At 47.6% G+C, this 18033-nt stretch carries 16 protein-coding genes; 8 read left to right on the top strand and 8 right to left on the bottom strand.

Features of this window, described 5'->3' with window-relative positions:
* Positions 1-368: 368 nt before the first annotated feature.
* A complete protein-coding gene (locus ACKI3C_RS09140; RefSeq protein WP_407404263.1) occupies positions 369-689 on the top strand; it encodes a four helix bundle suffix domain-containing protein in 321 nt (106 codons plus the stop codon).
* A gap of 308 nt (positions 690-997) precedes the next feature.
* Here ACKI3C_RS09140 and ACKI3C_RS09135 read toward each other — a convergent pair whose 3' ends face one another.
* From ACKI3C_RS09135 to ACKI3C_RS09115, 5 genes are all read right to left on the bottom strand, one after another.
* Positions 998-2479 (bottom strand): dockerin type I domain-containing protein, encoded by a 1482-nt coding sequence (locus ACKI3C_RS09135; protein WP_407404261.1) that lies wholly within the window; start codon positions 2477-2479, stop codon positions 998-1000.
* Positions 2480-2754: 275 nt separating this feature from the next.
* A complete protein-coding gene (locus ACKI3C_RS09130) occupies positions 2755-4473 on the bottom strand; it encodes a tetratricopeptide repeat protein (RefSeq protein WP_407404259.1) in 1719 nt (572 codons plus the stop codon).
* A gap of 39 nt (positions 4474-4512) precedes the next feature.
* On the bottom strand, positions 4513-4926 hold the full coding sequence (locus ACKI3C_RS09125; protein WP_407404257.1) for an energy transducer TonB: 414 nt from the start codon (positions 4924-4926) through the stop codon (positions 4513-4515).
* The gene (locus ACKI3C_RS09120) at positions 4923-5444 is read right to left on the bottom strand and encodes a hypothetical protein (RefSeq protein ID WP_407404255.1); all 522 of its coding nucleotides are present in this window, start codon (positions 5442-5444) and stop codon (positions 4923-4925) included. The genes ACKI3C_RS09125 and ACKI3C_RS09120 overlap by 4 nt, the downstream gene beginning before the upstream one ends.
* 65 nt (positions 5445-5509) lie before the next feature.
* Positions 5510-7051, bottom strand: coding sequence for a tetratricopeptide repeat protein (locus ACKI3C_RS09115; protein ID WP_407404253.1), 1542 nt, complete (start codon positions 7049-7051; stop codon positions 5510-5512).
* Positions 7052-7313: 262 nt separating this feature from the next.
* On the opposite strand from ACKI3C_RS09115, the gene ACKI3C_RS09110 reads away from it, so the two are divergent.
* On the top strand, positions 7314-7706 hold the full coding sequence (locus ACKI3C_RS09110; RefSeq protein ID WP_407404251.1) for a DUF1573 domain-containing protein: 393 nt from the start codon (positions 7314-7316) through the stop codon (positions 7704-7706).
* Positions 7707-7721: 15 nt separating this feature from the next.
* On the opposite strand, the gene ACKI3C_RS09105 is transcribed toward ACKI3C_RS09110, so the two are convergent.
* Together ACKI3C_RS09105 and ACKI3C_RS09100 are read right to left on the bottom strand one after the other, a co-directional pair.
* Positions 7722-8072, bottom strand: a complete 351-nt coding sequence (locus ACKI3C_RS09105; RefSeq protein WP_407404249.1) for a hypothetical protein — start codon at positions 8070-8072, stop codon at positions 7722-7724.
* Positions 8073-8080: 8 nt separating this feature from the next.
* Complete coding sequence (locus ACKI3C_RS09100) at positions 8081-8971, bottom strand: Rpn family recombination-promoting nuclease/putative transposase (protein WP_407404247.1); 891 nt, start codon at positions 8969-8971, stop codon at positions 8081-8083.
* A gap of 292 nt (positions 8972-9263) precedes the next feature.
* On the opposite strand from ACKI3C_RS09100, the gene ACKI3C_RS09095 reads away from it, so the two are divergent.
* The 6 genes from ACKI3C_RS09095 (at position 9264) to ACKI3C_RS09070 (ending at position 16524) form a co-directional block, all read left to right on the top strand.
* Positions 9264-9833 carry a CD225/dispanin family protein gene (locus tag ACKI3C_RS09095; RefSeq protein ID WP_407404245.1) on the top strand — a complete coding sequence of 190 codons (570 nt, stop codon included), beginning with the start codon at positions 9264-9266 and terminating at the stop codon, positions 9831-9833.
* Positions 9833-10204, top strand: a complete 372-nt coding sequence (locus tag ACKI3C_RS09090) for a DUF2752 domain-containing protein (RefSeq protein ID WP_407404243.1) — start codon at positions 9833-9835, stop codon at positions 10202-10204. The genes ACKI3C_RS09095 and ACKI3C_RS09090 overlap by 1 nt, the downstream gene beginning before the upstream one ends.
* 10 nt (positions 10205-10214) lie before the next feature.
* Positions 10215-11549, top strand: coding sequence for an MATE family efflux transporter (locus tag ACKI3C_RS09085; RefSeq protein ID WP_407404241.1), 1335 nt, complete (start codon positions 10215-10217; stop codon positions 11547-11549).
* A gap of 964 nt (positions 11550-12513) precedes the next feature.
* Positions 12514-13092, top strand: coding sequence for a hypothetical protein (locus ACKI3C_RS09080; protein ID WP_407404239.1), 579 nt, complete (start codon positions 12514-12516; stop codon positions 13090-13092).
* Between the two features lie 8 nt (positions 13093-13100).
* Positions 13101-15512, top strand: coding sequence for a TonB-dependent receptor plug domain-containing protein (locus ACKI3C_RS09075; protein ID WP_407404237.1), 2412 nt, complete (start codon positions 13101-13103; stop codon positions 15510-15512).
* Between the two features lie 4 nt (positions 15513-15516).
* Positions 15517-16524, top strand: coding sequence for a DUF4249 domain-containing protein (locus ACKI3C_RS09070; RefSeq protein WP_407404235.1), 1008 nt, complete (start codon positions 15517-15519; stop codon positions 16522-16524).
* A 216-nt stretch (positions 16525-16740) separates the two neighbouring features.
* Here ACKI3C_RS09070 and ACKI3C_RS09065 read toward each other — a convergent pair whose 3' ends face one another.
* Positions 16741-17562 carry a transposase gene (locus tag ACKI3C_RS09065; protein ID WP_407404233.1) on the bottom strand — a complete coding sequence of 274 codons (822 nt, stop codon included), beginning with the start codon at positions 17560-17562 and terminating at the stop codon, positions 16741-16743.
* Positions 17563-18033 lie beyond the last annotated feature (471 nt).

The raw sequence follows: 18033 nt of genomic DNA, 5'->3' as shown, positions 1-18033 counted from the left end.
AGGTAATATTTTTTTTCTGTATATTAAGTATGTCTGGGTGCTAAATGTGGCATTAGGCTTAATTTTTACAATCGAGAAATGAAAAGCTTTGCTACGAGACATTTGCTGCGCTTATTACGAAATCCAAAAAAATGTTGAGATTAATGCTGGGGGATGTGGGTTTTGTTGTTATATATGGGGATAATTGCTTGGAATTTATTAAATTTGCCATGAATTAAATTTTTATATAGGGATTCTAGAAATTCTAGATTGTCGAGAAAATCTAAAATCATAAATTCTATCAAATAAAATTATTGAGGCATGGAGAAGGATTTCAAGGTGGTGAAGTCGCAGGATGTGTGGAGTGAGTTGTACTTTTATCAAAAGGATTGTGGGACTCTCAGCACGCACGATACCAGTCGATGCTTGCCTTTTGCCGCGAGCACAACAAGATAGAAGAATACCGACCTTATTTTGAGAAAAGGAGCGACGAGGAGATGTGCAACATCGCGATTACATTGTGTCACATGACCGACCGCATGCTATCCAGTTATATCAAAAAACTTGAGAAGGATTTTGTTGAGAATGGCGGCATCAAGGAAAGGATGTATAACGCCCGCACTGGCTACCGCAACACTGTGGTGGAACAACTTAAAGCCGAGATAGCCCGCCTGAAGTCACTGCTCGACTCCCACGGCATAAAATACTAATTGCCTAATACATCTAGAAACACTAGGATATCTGAAACTCTAGATATTTTAGGGTTGCTATTATGGCTCAAATAGAGAATCAATGGTTATGGACTTTTGAATTTGTCCTGAGTATTCGTTGTGAGTTGTTCCAAAGGTTGTTATGAATGTGAGGTGTACAGTTTGGGTTCGGTTGGTTTGGAAAAATAAATAGGGTGTTTATTTCTCTATGAGCATAAAAAATGTGTTGATTTGGAGAAATAAGTACCTGCTTATTTCTCCAAATGGCGTGGTAAAAGTGTGATTTTGGAGGAATAAACAGGTTGCTATTATGGTTTCAGGATGGTGTTGATGACGGCGTTGGCGTCACTGATGTCGATTGTGCCGTCACCAGTGACATCGGCGGCGGGGATGGCTTCCTGATGACCTAGGATGATGTTAATCAATATGTTTGCGTCGCTCACATCGACTGTGCCGTCGCCGTTCACGTCACCGGGGAGGGGTGCTGGTCCTGCGCCTGTCACGTTGATGACACATGTGGCGCTGCTGCCGCCGTCAACTGCGGTGGCGGTGATGACGGCTGTGCCGCCAGCCAGGAGCTCCACGATGCCGCTGCGCACGCGTGCCACGCGCTCGTTGCTTGATGTCCAGGTGACGCGCTGGTCGGTGGTTGTGGTGGGGTAGAACCAGTGGGTGAGCGCCACGGTGTCCTGCTCGGTGATGTTGACGGTGCGCTCGGTTGCCGGCAGGGTGAGCTCGCGGCTCACGATGGGGTCCTGCTGCCCGGTGAGGCGGTAGAGGTTGGGCAACGGCAGGGTCTTGCTGGTGTAGTTCCAGAAGCGTGCATATCCGTCGATGGGTGCGTTGTAGCGCATGGTGCCGTACTTGGTGTTGGTGCTGGCGATGGTAGCTCCGTCATATCCCATGGTGATGTCCCACGTTGTGACGCCCTCGTCCCATGCCAGGTTTTTCTCGCCACGGGCACCCAGTTGCTGGCCGTGCTGGTTGGTGAGCGTGAAGTGGCCGTCGCTGTCCTTGGTGGCGGTGAAGAGGGTGATGAAGGGGTCGTCGATGGTGGCTGTCGAGGTCACGCCTATGGCGTCAAGGTAGTGTGACGTGTCCATGCCGTCGATGTCGCCGGCCGCGCTGCCGTTGCGATACATCATCACCACGTCGCCGTCGTTGACTTTGCCCTTGGCTTCGATTTTCTCAAACTTCCAGGGCAGAGCGCTCTCGGTCACTACTCCGTTGCCGGGAGTGTAGTCGATGGTGATGGCGTTGAGATAGACCGATCCCTCCTGTGTGCCGCCCTTGACGCTGATGCCCAGCTCAGCATCGCTAGCCACGGTGACGGGCGAGGGCAGTTGCTTGGTCATGTCAACGTACACGTAGAGGTCCTTGCTCACCCAGCGGCCAAACCACTGGTCGCTGTTGAATGCGGCGTTGGGGGTCTTGTAGCACTCCTCGCCGTCCTGGCTCACCACGAGGGCAAACGTGCCGGCGGTCTTGTTGGAGCACATCGACAGTGTCACCGCGTTGATGGTGCAGTCGTCCCACCCCTCGAGCCACAGCGTGGCCTCGCGGTTGCGGGGTATCTGGTTGTAGCGGTTGCCGGTGGTTGCGCCATATTCGTTGTCAAACCAGGCGTAGCTGCCAGCGGGCCTTGTTCCAGCGGGAACCATGGTGAAGGAACCTGTTGATGTGTTGAATTCGGTGATGCGATAGGTGATGGTCTCGGCCCAGCAGTCCAATGCAGTGCCCATGACCAGTGCAAGTGCTATTAGTAGCGAAAAGATGTTTTTAAAGTTCATGTTAAGTTGTTTTGTGATAAGTGACCGCAAAATTAATGCGTTTGGACCGAAAAAACAAGATAACAAGGTGAAAATTAAAAAATCGAGGTATTTAATTTGGCTATACAGGAAAAGGTTACTATACACCAATGTTTTTTTGCGGACTCCCCACGCGGATTTCACAGATAACACAGATTTAATAATAACTGAAATAAATTAAAATAATTAGAATAATTTCTTTTTTACCATTGTTAAGTAAAAAATATAAAATCTGATTAATCTGAAATAAAATTCCCTTATTTCTGTTTCTGTGGTTTATTTGATTTGATGAACTCGTCGATGTTGGTGGCGTTGAGTTTGCGGGCTATCTGCACGCGCTTGTTATAGACAGTTCCCAGGCTTTTGTACTTCATGCACACCATGATCACTGTGCGTGAGAACCCGCAGCAGTACAGGGCGAGGAAGTTGATTTCGTCGTCGCGCAGAGTGCCTCCGGCGGCTTCCTGGGCCTTGATGAGGATGCCGTCGTGCAAGTCGTTGGCGATTGACTGGATGTCTTTGAGGAATGACTCGCTGTTGCCGTCGCTCACGGCCATCATGCTGTTGAACTTGGCGGCAAACTTCTTCTCGTCGTACTCGTAGGACCACAATATGAGTTGGTGCAGGTTCTTGATCTGCTCGTCGATGATGTTCCTGATTTCATTCACTTTGCGTGTGCTCTCGTCGGCCTCGGTGAGCTTGTTTTCATACAGGTGCAGGGTGTTTTGCATTTCTTCAAGGCTGTGGAGCGAGTTGTCAAGGTCGGCTGTTAGCAGCTCATATTCGTTTTGCTTGATTTTGAGTCGGTTGCGGTAGCGCAGGGCAAAGAGTGCAATGACCAGTGCGGCGATCACGATGACGGCAGCGCCCGTGAGGGTGCGGTGTAGGTCGGCTTGCAGCGTCTGGCTGCGCAGCTCGGCCTTCTGGGTGTCGTAGCTCTTCTCCACGGCCAGCAGCCTGTGGTTGAGGCTGCTGATGAGAATTGAGTCGCCCATGTCGTTGGCTCGGTCGTAGTACCACCGCGACAGGGCGTCGTTGTGGCTCGATTTCTCAATCTCCGACATGGTGTTGTAGTACCACATGATGTCGGCCGTGGTGGTGCGTTCGGGTGAATTGTCCACGACGATTCTTGCCGAGTCGATGTGCCCCATGTGCAGGTGGCACAGAGCCAGGCAGTAGTGAGCCCGCGGATGTGTCTTGATGCCTTGCGCAGCATCGAGCGCCCGCAGTGCAAATAACTTGGCGGTGGGGTAGTCCTTAGCTATCTCGCAGTAGTACTCGGCGAGTTTGAACAGGTTGCTGAACTTCTGCCGCTGGTCTCCCATGCTGTCGGCAAGAGTGATGGCATTGTTAAGGTACAGCACAGCGCTGTCGCCTTTGCCCTTGATGTTGCGGTAGATGGTGCCAAGCTGGCTCAGGCAGGCGAGTTTGGAGTGCTTGTCGTTCACTTGGTCGAACAGAGGCAGCGCCTCGCGGTATTTGTCCACGGCGATGAGGTTGGCTCCCACCACTTGCTGCTGGTAGATGTGTCCCAGCCGCAGTTTGGCCTGCGCACAGGTGCTAGGGTTGTCCTTCCGGGCAATGTCCTCGGCCTTGTGGAGGCATTCCACCGCCTTGTCGAGGTTGCCGATGTCCTCGTTGACGCATCCTTGCAGCAGCAGTGCGCGTGCGTGGCGCGAGTCGTTGCCGCTGCGTGCATAGTGGTCCACAGCGATGCCTATGATGCTGTCGCTGGCGATGGCGAGGTTGCTGTTGAGTCGGGCTTCGGTCATGAGCAGAGCATGGTAGGCCTTGTCGTCATCGTTGAGCCCGTTGGCAGGCAATGCTTTGAGCTCTTTCAGCGCTCCGTTGCTGTTCCCCTGCGAGAGCAAGGTGTCGGCCAGCTCCAGACGATGTGCATAGTCGCTGCCACCACATGAATGCAGCGACAACACGGTGGCGAGCGCCACGACTATATGCAGCAGTTTCTTTATCACGTTGCAAAGTTACAAAAAATCGTCAGTCTGGCAAAAGCTTTATTTTTGCGGATTGAAGGTGATGGGTAATATATATGGCATGTCTTGCACCTCACCGCGGTAACTGCCGGGGATGAAGCGGGAAAAGGTCTTACACACTCTCACGACTTCCTTGTCAATTTCCGGGTGAACCGACCGCACTATCTTGATGTCGGTGACATCGCCCGTCCGGGTGACGGTAAACTGCACGATGACCTTGCCGCCAAACACCTCGCACGTTTGGGGATAATGAAAATTCTTTGCTATATACTCTATAAGGGCATTCTCCCCTCCGGGAAACGAGGGTCTCACAATGTCGCTGTCAAATGTGGCTTGTCTCTGCACTGCGTGGTCATAGTCGGCACGGATGCTTTGCACCCGGCTGCTGCAACCCATGCACAGCATGGTTATGAATATATAGATAAAAATTTTCATATATCGTCATCTACAATTTCTATTTTAAAAAACCTATACGTGATTTTGTTCTCAGAGTCAATGTTAAGTTCAATTTCGTTTTCAGCGCATTGGCACTCTTCTTTCGAAATCCATAGGGTGTTTTGTTGGGTGCGTCCTGTTTTGTTAAATAGACGGTCAACGGTTGCAGGAGATGTGGCATAGCACCACTTGTCGCCCAACTTGCACGCTCCATATACACTATCCATGGGAATACCGTGTTCGCCATGATAGGTTTCTAGCTTGAGATTACACACGAAATCGTATGGCCTATTGGGATCTTCCGATTCGACCCACGCGGTATCAGGGGTTTCAAGGCACTTGATGTAAAAGGCGTCGGCATCATTGAACTCCTCAAGGTTGGCGCTATCGAGGATATTAGCCAGTGCTTTGCCCACAGCAGGGCCTTTGAATTCAAGGACCTCGGTTTGCACGTCAAATTTGTTGCTGCAACCCGCAAGGCACGTCATCAAGATTATTGCATAAAGGAGATGTTTCATAACTTTAAATTGCCAAATTCTTTCGGTTATACCGTGGTTTTTGCTCGCTTGTTGCTGTTCTGCTGTTAGGACTTTATTTTCTCCCACTCGGCGGTGAAAGTGGAGGTGATAGCATCGTCGTTCAGGTCAAACAACGCTCGTGTCTTGTCGTCAATCTCCATAGCATGCTGGTTGTCGCGCACGTAGTTGAGCACACGTTTCATCACGGTGATATATCCTTTGAGGTCTAGCTCCTTGACTTTGTTCTCGATACAATAGTCGACGATTGCAGCCATGAAGGGTGACGCATATTGCAACATCGACATCTCGCTGCTCAATGTGAGCGACACATCGCTGGTGTTGATAGTCCACATGATGAGTGCATGGTTAAACTTGGTGCGCAGTGCGCTCACGCTGTCGTAGGGGGCGGTGATGAGCCAGTCGGCAATCTGCTTGATGTTGCCACGATGTTTCTTGCACCCTTTGTCATCGCTTAATTCCTGGGCCGAGGGCACATCTATACGAGCTGCCACATGGGTGCGCAGGCGTGGCACGCCGCACAAGTCTTTGTTTTTTAGCTTATTCTCATTGTTGAACCAGTCAATAAACGCTTTGATGCGTGCATCGCATGAGTCATTGCTCCACATAGGTGTCTCGTTTCCGATTGCCAGCAGCCACATGTTGTAACCTTCAAGGTGGCCTGTGGCAAGGGCTTCGCGCTGTAACTTGAATACGGGCACATCATAGTAGTCGTGGCATGTGGTGTCCATGTGCTCCGTTGCCCGGCAGCGCAGTTGCATCACATCGTCTATACTCATCTCGCTGCCTGTATAGGGAATAGCATTGAGCACTGTCGAGTTTTCAAATTGCCAGTTGTAAGGCACATCGCAGTCGTAGCTTGCGTTGCGTGGCATTGTGATGTTGTGGGTGAGCGAAACTTTCATAGAGTCGCCATCGCTCTTGATGTTTTCTCTGTAAATGTCATATATGAGTTTGCTCATTTCCTTGATGCGGTTCTCGTTGTCACGCTCAAGCACGATGTAGTTCTCGGCATACATGATAGCCCACACAGGGTCGTAGGTGTTACTGAATATGTTGGCAAGTCTATAATATGCCGGTGTATATACAGGATTGAGTGCTACCGACTGCTCAAAGTAGTCCACGGCTTTGTCGTAATCTTGTGCTGACATCGCCATGTTTCCCATCTCGACCAGCAGGCGTCCCGACTCGGGGAATTTCTTGAGTCCTTGGTTGTAGATTTTCAAGGCTTCGTCACGCTTCCCCAGGTAGTCAAGCGTGTTACCGGCTGCTACATAAGTGTCGGCGGTGGCATTGGGCAGTTTGAGCATGCGGTTAGTCCACACCTCGGCTTGGTCATATTGTTTTGCGACCGTGTGGGCATACACAATCTCGTACATAATGGTTTCGCTGCCGGGGTACTTCTTGTCGAGCATTGTGAGTAGTTCGATTGCTTCGTTAGGCATGCCGTTGTCCATGAAGTGGATTGCCGCGTCCATTTTCTTGCGATCTTGCTCGCTCATCTCGTCCCTGGTGATTGCCAGCGCGTTGGCGGTTGTCAGCATCGCCAGGAGAGTGAATAGTGCGGTGAGGAAATTTAAGTGTCTCATAATCGTATTGGGGTTTCGTGTAAATTCTGGTTGCAAAGTTAACCCTTAATAATTTTAGGTGCAAGTAAATGGAGGAAAAAACGACATCATTTCCTGTGTTGCAAATGGCTGATATATAGGTGTGTAGAAAAATTTTTTCTAATTAGTGCGGTATTATCGTGTTTTTTAGGGCATTATTGTGAATTGCCAAATTCTTTCGGTTGTTCCGTTGCTTGGTGTGAAAAAGTTTGGTTTTGCGTGATAATAGTAGTATCTTTGCATCATGATGCGACGCTTTGTGATATTGCTTGTGCTTGCACTGGGTGCAATAGCTGCGTGGGCTTGCGAGAAGAACGACTCAACAAGGCTCACGTTTGGCAAGACTATGCACGACTTTGGCGAGATAAGCATGCACGCCGGCAAGATCATGTGCCAGTTTGAGTGCGTGAATAATAGCGATAGCGCCGTGGTAATCCTTGGTGTGCTTGCCAACTGCGGGTGCACAACTCCCGTCTATCCCAAGGACCCTATTCAGCCTGGTGCCACAGCCGTGGTTCAGGTGACCTACGACACCACAGGCCGCCCCGACGGTGAGTTTGAGAAAGAAGTGGTGCTTCACACCACAGCCCCCAAGCCGCGCATTGCCCTGACCGTGCGAGGCCACGCCGTGCGTTGATAGGGGGCATAATGATTACAAGTCTTCTATCTGTTCCCTCGAGAGCTTGGTGTAACGCATGATTTTCTCAATGGATTCTCCGTCTTGAAGCATCGCGCGTGCCATCTCAAATGCTTTTTCTTCACGTCCCTCGGCGCGTCCCACAGCACGTCCTTCAACAAGTCCTTCGGCGCGTCCCTCGGCAAGTCCTTCGGCACGTCCCTCGGCGCGTCCCTCAGCGCGTTCATTTCTCATCACAGAGAGATTCGTGCGATATGAGTCAAGGCTGATGTTGTAGATTTCGCGTTCTTGCTCGGTCATGTTGACCAACTCCGAGATATTGCCTACCTTGCTGAAGATAGGGCGTTGTGCATTGATAGGGGGCATAATGATAATTACATATTTTCTATTTGTTCCCTCGAGAGCTTGGTGTAACGCATGATTTTCTCAATGGATTCTCCGTCTTGAAGCATCGCGCGTGCCATCTCAAATGCTTTTTCTTCACGTCCCTCAACAAGTCCCTCGGCACGTCCTTCAACAAGTCCTTCGGCGCGTCCCTCGGCGCGTCCTTCGGCGCGTTCATTTCTCATCACAGAGAGATTCGTGCGATATGAGTCAAGGCTGATGTTGTAGATTTCGCGTTCTTGCTCGGTCATGTTGACCAACTCCGAGATATTGCCTACCTTGCTGAAGATAGGGCGTTGTGCCTGGAAAGGCATTGGTGTAGTCATAGTTTCCATATTTGCCAAATTGTACAGCCAATAATCCATGTAGGTTTTACAGTCAGATTCTTGCATCTTGCGGTAGCCGGGTAACTCAAGAGTAAATGCTTTGAGATTTTCGTTGAATATCTCACCCGTCTCATTCACTTTCATCTGGATAGTACGAATAGACTGTGGTTTGAATCCTTGAAGGTGAAAATTAATGAAGAACACACCATATACAGGAGTGAGTTTATAATCCCATTCTGTGTTCCCTTTCTCGGCCTGAGAAGAAATGCTTCGCGAGAGATAATAGATGATACGGTCTGAAAAGTTGAGTTGACCTTTATTCTGCATCTCGACAATCACCTCGCTGCCATCATCACATGTGCAGCGCAGGTCATAGATAACGCCACGCTCATACTTCGTCAATCCCAACTCGTCCTTGTCAAGAAATAAAACATGTGCGATAGGTGATTTAGGCTCAAGCAGATCGTTAAGGAATGCAATCATCACATCCTCATTTCCAAAGATCTTCTTGAAACCGAAGTCCGTAAGAGGGTTTATGTATCTTGGAGTATTCATATCATTCTCAAAAATTGTGTTGTTTCAGTAGATAACCGACTTTGTGGGCAAAGATACAAAAAAATACATAAATAACGCACAATAAAGCCTCCGAACAGTCGTTTTGCAGATTATTTAACATATTCCTACCACTTTGGCAACTATTCTGCAAAGAGGTAATCTCACGATGATGACAGTGGTTTTGCAGTAATTTTGCAGTAATTTTGGTGTGGTTGCTCTGTAAAAAAGTCGATGTGATGCGGATAATATAAAAAAAATTATTACCTTTGCCTTTCAATAAATTAAAGACGATATGCAGTACTGGATAAATCAAAACGGAGTTCAGTCGGGTCCTGTTACCCGCGAGGAGCTTGAGAAGATGGACGTGAGTGCCGATGCCTATGTGTGGCGCAGTGGTCTTGACGACTGGGTGAAGATATCAACTTTGCCCGAGTTGGAGGGCGTGATTGGCAATGCTGCCCCCGCCGAGGAAAATGCGCCTGCTGCCGATGAGACACCGGCAATCCCTGCCGAAGAGTCGGCTCCCGCCATTATCCCCGATCTGTCGCAGGCCGACGAGCAGGCCGCGCCGCAGCCGCAATACGTAGCACAACAGCAAGTTCCCCAGATTCCACAACAGCCCGGAGAAAAGTGTCCTCCCACCAATATGGTTTGGGCCATTATCACCACTTTGATGTGCTGCACGCCTGTGGGTGCTGTTGCTATCTACTATGCTTTGAAGGTCAAGAAGAAATATGCTATGGGTGATTATGAAGGCGCCCAGCGTGCTAGCGAGACTGGTGCCTGGTGGTGTATAGCAAGTATCGTCCTGAACATTGTCTCGGCTCCGTTCTCAATGCTGATTCAGTTGATGATGCAGTAATGAAAAAGAAGAAAGTGATCACAATCATCGTCCTGGCGGCGGTGATTGTGTTTATGGTGGCATGCTATTTCAGTTTTGACCCCACAGTAGAAAAGTTCTTCCCCCAGTGCATTTTCAAGGCTGTCACAGGATATGATTGCCCGGGATGCGGCATTCAGCGTGCTTTTCATGCGCTGCTTCATGGCGACGTGAAGGCTGCTTTTCATTATAATGCGTTCCTGGTGGTGAGTGTTCCGCTGATGTGCCTTTATGGGTATGGCGAGTTGCGTCGCGAGAAGCAACCCCGGTTATACTCGTTTCTTAATTCGCCTTATATCATCGTCGGGATAGGCATCATGACGATGGGGTGGTGGATATTCAGGAATTTGTAGTGAATGCTAGATGAATCGTGAGATTTATAGGATTGCTGTTCCTGCGATTGTCGCTAATGTGACCATTCCGTTGCTTGGATTGCTCGATACCGCCATTGCCGGTCACCTAGGGGCGGAGTCCTTCATAGGCGCTGTGGCGGTGGGGGCGATGATATTCAACCTTATCTATTTCAGTTTCGGTTTTTTGCGCATGTCCACGTCGGGTCTCACTGCCCAGCAGTGCGGACGTGGCGACGACAGCGGGTCGGTGCGTGTGCTCAAGGAGGCGCTTGCCGTGTCGCTTGCTCTGGGAGTGGTTGTGATAGCATTGCAGTGGCCCTTGCAGTGGCTGTTGCTGGCCGTCATTGCTCCCTCGCGCGAGGTGGCGGCGCTCTCGCAGCAATATTTCCACCTGTGCGTTTGGGGTGCACCCCCCATACTCATGATGATGGCCGTGAAGGGCTGGATGCTGGGTATGCAGGACTCGCGTGGCCCCATGAAAATCTCGATAGCTGTCAATGTGATAAATACCGTCGTGAGCCTTGTGTGCGTCTATGTGTTCGACATGGGGTTCATGGGTATTGCCGTGGGTACGCTCGTGAGCGAGTATGCGGCCTTGTGTTACAGCGTGTTGCTGCTGTGGCGTTCATTCCCGTCTCATGTGCGCATGCTGCTGGGTGGCAGTGTGCGTGTGAGAGTATCGCGGCGTTATTTCACAGTGAGCGGCGACATCTTTGTGCGCAGCCTGCTGCTCACGCTGGTGCACCTTGCCGTGGTGTCGATAGGTGCACGCAGCGGAGACCTGATGCTTGCGGTAAACTCTCTCATGCAGCAACTCAACACATTCTTTGCCTATTTTCTTGACGGCATTGCGTTTGCCGGCGAGGCGCTTGTGGGCAAGTATTATGGAGCTGGCGACATGAAAAACATGCACCGTTGCGTGCGTCGGCTGTTCTTGTGGGCCACAGTGCTGGCTCTGTCGTTTGCGGCGATTTATGCCTTTCCTCGCGGGTTGTTCTCGCTGCTCACCGACCAGACTAGCGTCGTGAGTGCAGCGATGGATTACCGCTGGTGGTGTGCCGCGTTGCCACTGGCAGGCATGGCGGCATTTGTGTGGGACGGAGTGTTCATTGGGCTCACGCGCTCGCGTGGCATGCTTGTTGCGGTTGCGGTTGCCGTGGCGTTGTTCTTCGGGCTTTATTTTGCCATGCCCTCGTCGCTGGGCAACCACCGCCTGTGGCTAGCGTTTGTGGCCTACTTATTCACACGCGGCGTCGTGCAGACGGTTATCTTCTACGCGCCATCAAAGGCACCATCAAAGGGACGGTTCGAGGCCACTGAAAAAGTCAAAAACAGCCTTTTTTGACCGTTCTAAACCCTCCGCCATCAAAGGGACGGTTCTTTTGATGGTGTGTAAAGATGATATCTACCAGTCGTCTCTGGGTACTCCGTGCAGTTTTTCACTTGCTAAACTTATATTTATTCAATTTGTCTCCAACACTAATTTTACAAACAATATTTTTTTCATATATCTTCGAGGCTAATTTTAATGTGAGTACGATGAAAATAATCAGAAGATTGTGAGTTGTTTATCCTCAAGTAGCTCAACAATATGTTTGTAAGACATGTCTTATGGGAAACGCTTGCGCATCTCGGCATCGGTGCATATATGGTTGAGATAATAATGTTTCAAGCACCTGTAGCCCGATTTGTGGAACAGGATTAGAATAGTCATGACCTCCGAGTCGCACATCCTAGGGGCACGGTAATATTTGCGCTTGCCGGGATTTGGAGCCTCAAGTGAAGTTTTTTGAGGAACTCATCAAATTTCTGGCAGCAATCATTGCGAAGTACGAAAATTTTACTAATTTTGTCATCAGAAAACATGGCGGATTCTTTTTGTATTTTTTTTACATTACAAAATGTACAAAAACCAATATTTAATTTCCTCAAAAATATGTAAATTAAATCCATAGAATTAGCGACATAAAACTAACGTTACTTATATGGTAATAAACATAATAACTTAAAATACATTTAGTATGAAATTTAATTTTTCATTAACAAAACCTTTTTTTAGTCATCAGCACGTTATTTATACTTGGTTCTTGTTCGGATGATTTTGTTTTGGAGACCAAATCTGCCGAAAAAGTAAAAAGAGAATCTGTTTGACTTTACCGATATTGTCAATTCTGTCTATGGGGAAAGCTACAGTAACTTTCAACAAAGAATGAAGATACGACATCAGATTCTTGTATAGAGCATTCTGCTGTTGCTTGGTGAGTATACATATCAACAAATAGTTGTGTAATTAATAATTAGAACTTTGCATGAAAAAATCATTATTATTTATGCTTCTCGTTTCGGGATTAGCATTAATTTGTGGAAGTTGTGGAAATGACGAACCGGACCCAGGAACTAGAGGAGACGACCCCGCAATCACTCGTCCTAAAGATGGCAACGGAAAGGCGTTTGATGCAAATGGTGTTCTCGTGGATGCCAATATCTATTTTTCAGCTTCTGACCTTCAAACCGCTCTTTCTTTGACCGACTGGGAATGTGAGTATATTTTTCTTTATGACAATACACATGTAGGAGATAAATATGCTTACATCTATGCACTTATACCACAGGTTCTTCACAAAGACGGGACATCAACTTCGTTTAACAACTATGTAAGCAAAATGACCGTGACAGGCAAAGAAATTGTTATTCATCAACCACCCCTCAGCAGCACTCTATTCCTCAATAACTTCTATAATGTTGTTGCGCTCGATTATACCGAGGATCTGAAGCGAATGATAATTGATCGCAAGTTGGTTGCAGGTTCTGCTCTATCCCCAACTCCTGAAGGATTCAAACAAACGGAGTCGAGCATTAGGATGGTATTCGTTCCTGTTGCAGAATAGCCCATACTATGAGAAAACTTTGGTTATCAGTCACGCTATGTGGCTGTCTCTCCATGGCTACAGGAGTGGCGGCCCAATCAACTACAGCTCCTCCCGACACCACTTCAAGCATTGGTGGTATACACCTCGATGATGTGGTAGTCTATGGAGCGCACAACAATTTTGGCGTTACATCGTCGCAGATGAGTGCCATAGAATTAAGCAAGAAACAAATCATGTCAACACCAGTGTTCATGGGCGAACCTGATGTGTTGAAATCTTTGCAGAAACTCCCTGGCGTTCAATCAAGCAATGATGGTACGGCTGGAATTTTCGTGCGAGGAGGTGACTACGACCAAAACTATATTACGCTTGACGGCTCGGCTATTTATAACGCCGAGCACATGAAAGGCTTTGTGAGTGCCATTAATCCCGATGTGGTTCAAAGTGTTAACTTCTATCGTGGCGGCTTTCCTGCACGGTATGGTTCTCGCTTATCAAGCGTGTTGGATGTGGGTATCAAATCGGGCGATTTCAACAAATACCATGGGCTGCTCAGTTTGGGCATGCTTTCCGGACGTTTTCAAGCCGAAGGACCCATTTGGAAAGGACGCACTTCGTTCAATATTGCTGGGCGCATGTCTTATTTTGGACTCATTGCCATGCCCATACTCAGGTCTATCTATGACCGCCCCGAGTCATTACAGCCTTATGAAAACATGAACTATTATGATTTGAGCGCAAAGGTGGTTCATAGGTTCAATGCTGCTCACAGGCTGTCGGCAGTTGTTTATTTCGGAGAAGACAAGGACTTGAATTCTCCCACGATGAGTACATCACATTTCTCCAATAAAGAGGATGTCTATGTGCGCCGTGAAAACCAATATGAGCAGGATTCCAAACGCAGCAGCGGCATGGCAAACAACTGGCACAACCTCGTTTCCAGCCTATATTGGACTGCTGATTTTAACCCGCATTTTCGAGTGAATACAAATCTCAGTTTCAGTCAATATAAGTATTGGCTAAACTATGAAAGCACAATAGAACGAGAGACCCGGGATTGGTACCGACTCTATCATCTCTACTCCGAATCATCATCCATCGTCCAGAAAAACGACATCAGCGATTTGGCTCTTACTATTGATGCTAATTGGAAACCAACTATACGCCACAATATCAGAACCGGTGCCAAGTTGTCTTATCAGTCGCTCTCGCCGGGCATGATAATCAACAAGCATTCGGTCACTAAAACCTATAGGGGATCCCTCAACCACTCAGGCCCCTCGCCTGAGCCAGAATATAATATACTGAACGATAGCATTCATTCACAAACCAACAAAGAACAACCGATAAATAGCTTTGCCGTCTATGCCGAAGATGATTTTAGTCTCACAGAACGGTACAAATTGAATCTCGGTGTTAGAGCCACTGCATTTAAGGTAGATGAAAAGTCTTATTTTTCACTGGAACCTCGATTGTCAATGCGGTACCTTGTGACTGATGGTTTTTCTGTAAAATTGTCATATTCACGCATGGCACAGGCAATACACCGTCTCATCAGCGGAAATCTGGTTATGGCGAGCGACATTTGGGTTCCCATTACCAAAGATGTTCCTCTCATGACCAGCGATTTGTATGGCTTGGCATTCAACTATAATTTACCTTTGGGATTAGAAATTTCGGTTGAAGGCTACTACAAGACCATTAACAATGTGCTTGACTACCGCAACGGATCTTCGGCAGTGATGAGTGAAGGCGATTGGGAAACCATGGTAGCCATCGGCAAGGGGCGTTCTTATGGTGTGGAATTAATGCTTGAACGTCGTGTGGGCAACACTACTGGATGGTTAAGCTACACATGGTCGAAGGCTTTGAGAACATTTGATCGCCCGGGCGACGTGATTGATGCAGGTAAGGAGTTCTATGCAAGTAATGACCGACGCAATAATTTTAGCATCAATGTGTCGCACCACATTGACTTGTCACATTCTTTTATGCTGGATTTATCAGCATCATTTTCTTACCAAACAGGACGACGTGGCACAATCCCTTACACTTGCCTCTTTGGATATACTATACGAGACTACGACTACAAGGTAAATGACGGTCATTTCTCTTACTGGGATGTAATTGCAGGAAAAAGCGAGGCAAAACTATATGAAACCTATCTGGGAAATCCCAACCTTTCTCCGTTGCAACTGTTCTCATATAAAACACGCAACGACTTCAAACTCCCCGATGTCCATCACCTCGATATTACCGCAACACTTACCCATCGCAGTAAGATTGGTGACTGTTCGGTAGGGCTAAGCCTTTATAACGTTTACAACCACAAGAACATCAGCAATGTTTATGTAGGCTACGACAAGAACCACTTAGTGCTTAAAGGCATCTGTCCGTTCCCGTTCATGCCGTCATTAATACTAACCTATAAATTCTAATGATATGGGCAAGTATATTTTCTCACTATTAATCCTCATGCTCGCGTTGAGCAGTTGTGAACAAATCATAGAATTTCCCCAAAAAGAAAACGACATGCTCACTGTGTGTGCCGTTGCCGTGACAGGGCAACCCCTTGAAGTGCATGTGTCTAAATCCGTCCCTGTAGATAAGGTCCCCAATTTTTATGACCGTGGTTTTGATGTATATACCAAAGAGTCAAAGGAATTCTACGACAATAACGTGTTGATTAGAGATGCGGTTGTAGAATTGAGCGTAAACGGTGTGGCAAAGTGCAAACTTTATTTCAACGAGGAAAGCCTCTGTTACCAGTGTGACTATGTGCCACATGCTGGCGAGACGCTCTCTTTGACCGTCAGCGCAGGGGATTATCCGCAAGCCCATTGCACGACTACTGTCCCAGAAACAGCTTCTGAACTCAGTGACATCGAGTATGAAGTTTACTATGATAAAGCAGCGACTCCACAAGAACGAGAGGAAGCCAATAGAGGACGCGATTGGGACCAATATGGAGCAGACTCGATAATGACTATCTCATTCCAATTTGAGGATCCAGTATCAATAGAGAATTATTACAGACTGAGGGTGAGAAGTGTGGGGAAATTCAAGAGTATGTTCTCGCAAACTGCCGACTCTTACACCGCATGTGACGTATTCTCCTCCAACGACCCAATATTTTATGACATTGACCTGAAGAAAGGATACGGCTCATGGAGTGCATTCTTCTCTAATGTGTTTGATGACCATTTGATAGACGGGAAAAACTATCACTTGACAGTGAACAGTCGCAAGCGAATAGACCCCGAGACATTCACCATCATCGAACTGCAATCTATCAGCCCCGACTTGTATTACTTTTTGAAAACAATGCAAATTTACCGCATTTCCACCGACGATTGCTATCAAACCCCTGTTGGATTATACTGCAACGTCGTTAACGGATGGGGGTATTTCGGAGCCATTAATACTCGCAGTTATACAATAGTCCGTTAATTAGATGTTTCTTGTATCTATTACGTGTGACTAATTAACGTGAATTCGACGAAAACAATCAGAAGATTGTGAGTTGTTTATCCTCAACTCGCTCTAAATCCAGCATTGGTTTCTTCGGGAAAAAGCAGTAGGCGGCTATACCAGCCATGTCGCCATCAAAGGGACGGTTCTGTTGATGGTGTCTATTCTTGATCCCTGCCATCAAAGGGACTGCCATCAAAGGGACGGTTCTTTTGATGGTGCCTTTTCTTTGTTGTTTGTTAATCTGCAAGTTATGGCTATTGTTTTATAGTCGATTTTTGATAATCTTGCTAGTTGTCGCATCCCTACTCCGGCTTTTATGATGGCTGTAATGATGCTTTTGCGTTGCTCGCCTTGCATCTCCTTAACAGGTTCGCCATTGCTGATGCGGGCTATGATTTCGGTTGCCTCGGCATCGGTGAGACGTCGTCGCTCAATCCTCGGCTTGGGGCTTGGCATGTTGCTGACAGCCATGGCCAATTCACACACTTTGTTCCATGTCATGCGCGAGAACGGTAATTTCCGGGCGCACACCCCGTCGGCCTTTATGCTGCCCGAATATTCGTGCCAACTGCTCCACTGGTACTGGTCGGGGGAGTCAACCATCTCGGCCTCAACAGGGTTGCGGTGTATGTAGCGGAGTAACGTTACGAAATATCCTGCGTCGCCAACTGGCTCGCTGCGAAAACGGTCGTGAAACAGGGGTCCCAAGCGATTGTGGCGCTTGTTGTAGTAGCTCACATAAGAGATGCCAATGCGTTTCATTGTTTGTCCTATTGGCTCAGTCCCCTCGGCGATGAGCAGATGAATATGGTTGGTCATCAAGCAGTATGCGTGGATGTTGCAGTAGGGTGGCAATGGGTTGTTGTCTTTGTCCTTAGGGTTGATGAGCTGGCGCAAAATCTTTACAAACTTGCGGCAATCCTGGTCATCGGCAAATATGGTGTTGCGGTCAATGCCGCGCAGCATCACATGATAGATGCCAGTTGGACTATTTTGTCTGCTTGATCGGGGCATAATAAAAAGAATTAAGTTTATGCTGCAAAGTTAACTAAATCAAGTATGAAAACCAAAATAATTGTCTCTAAAAAGCAATATGAATGTTCAAAGATGCAATATTTAGCGCATTTTATAAATGTTACACTATTGATTGAGTGTGTGTTAGATATAATCGCCATCAAAAGAACCGTCCCTTTGATGGTTTTATAAATGTTACACTATTGATTGAGTGTGTATTAGATATAATCGCCATCAAAAGAACCGTCCCTTTGATGGTTTGCAGACGGTTATCTTCTACACAAGAATCAAGTGATTTAGAATCAATGGGAATGTTTTTTTGATTGAATATTTAACCCAACTTTGACCCCTTGAAAATTTTTTTAATGAATTTTCGGGGGTGTTTGGCGGCTAAATCGCTGGTTTTCAATAGCGGCATTCCCGAAAATCAAATTGTAGTACACAGGAATGTCGCCGGAATGTTGTATCTTT

It is taken from the genome of Sodaliphilus sp., from assembly GCF_045598405.1.
GTDB classification, from domain to species: Bacteria; Bacteroidota; Bacteroidia; order Bacteroidales; family Muribaculaceae; genus Sodaliphilus; species Sodaliphilus limicaballi.
This window is presented reverse-complemented; position numbering and strand designations above follow the sequence as displayed.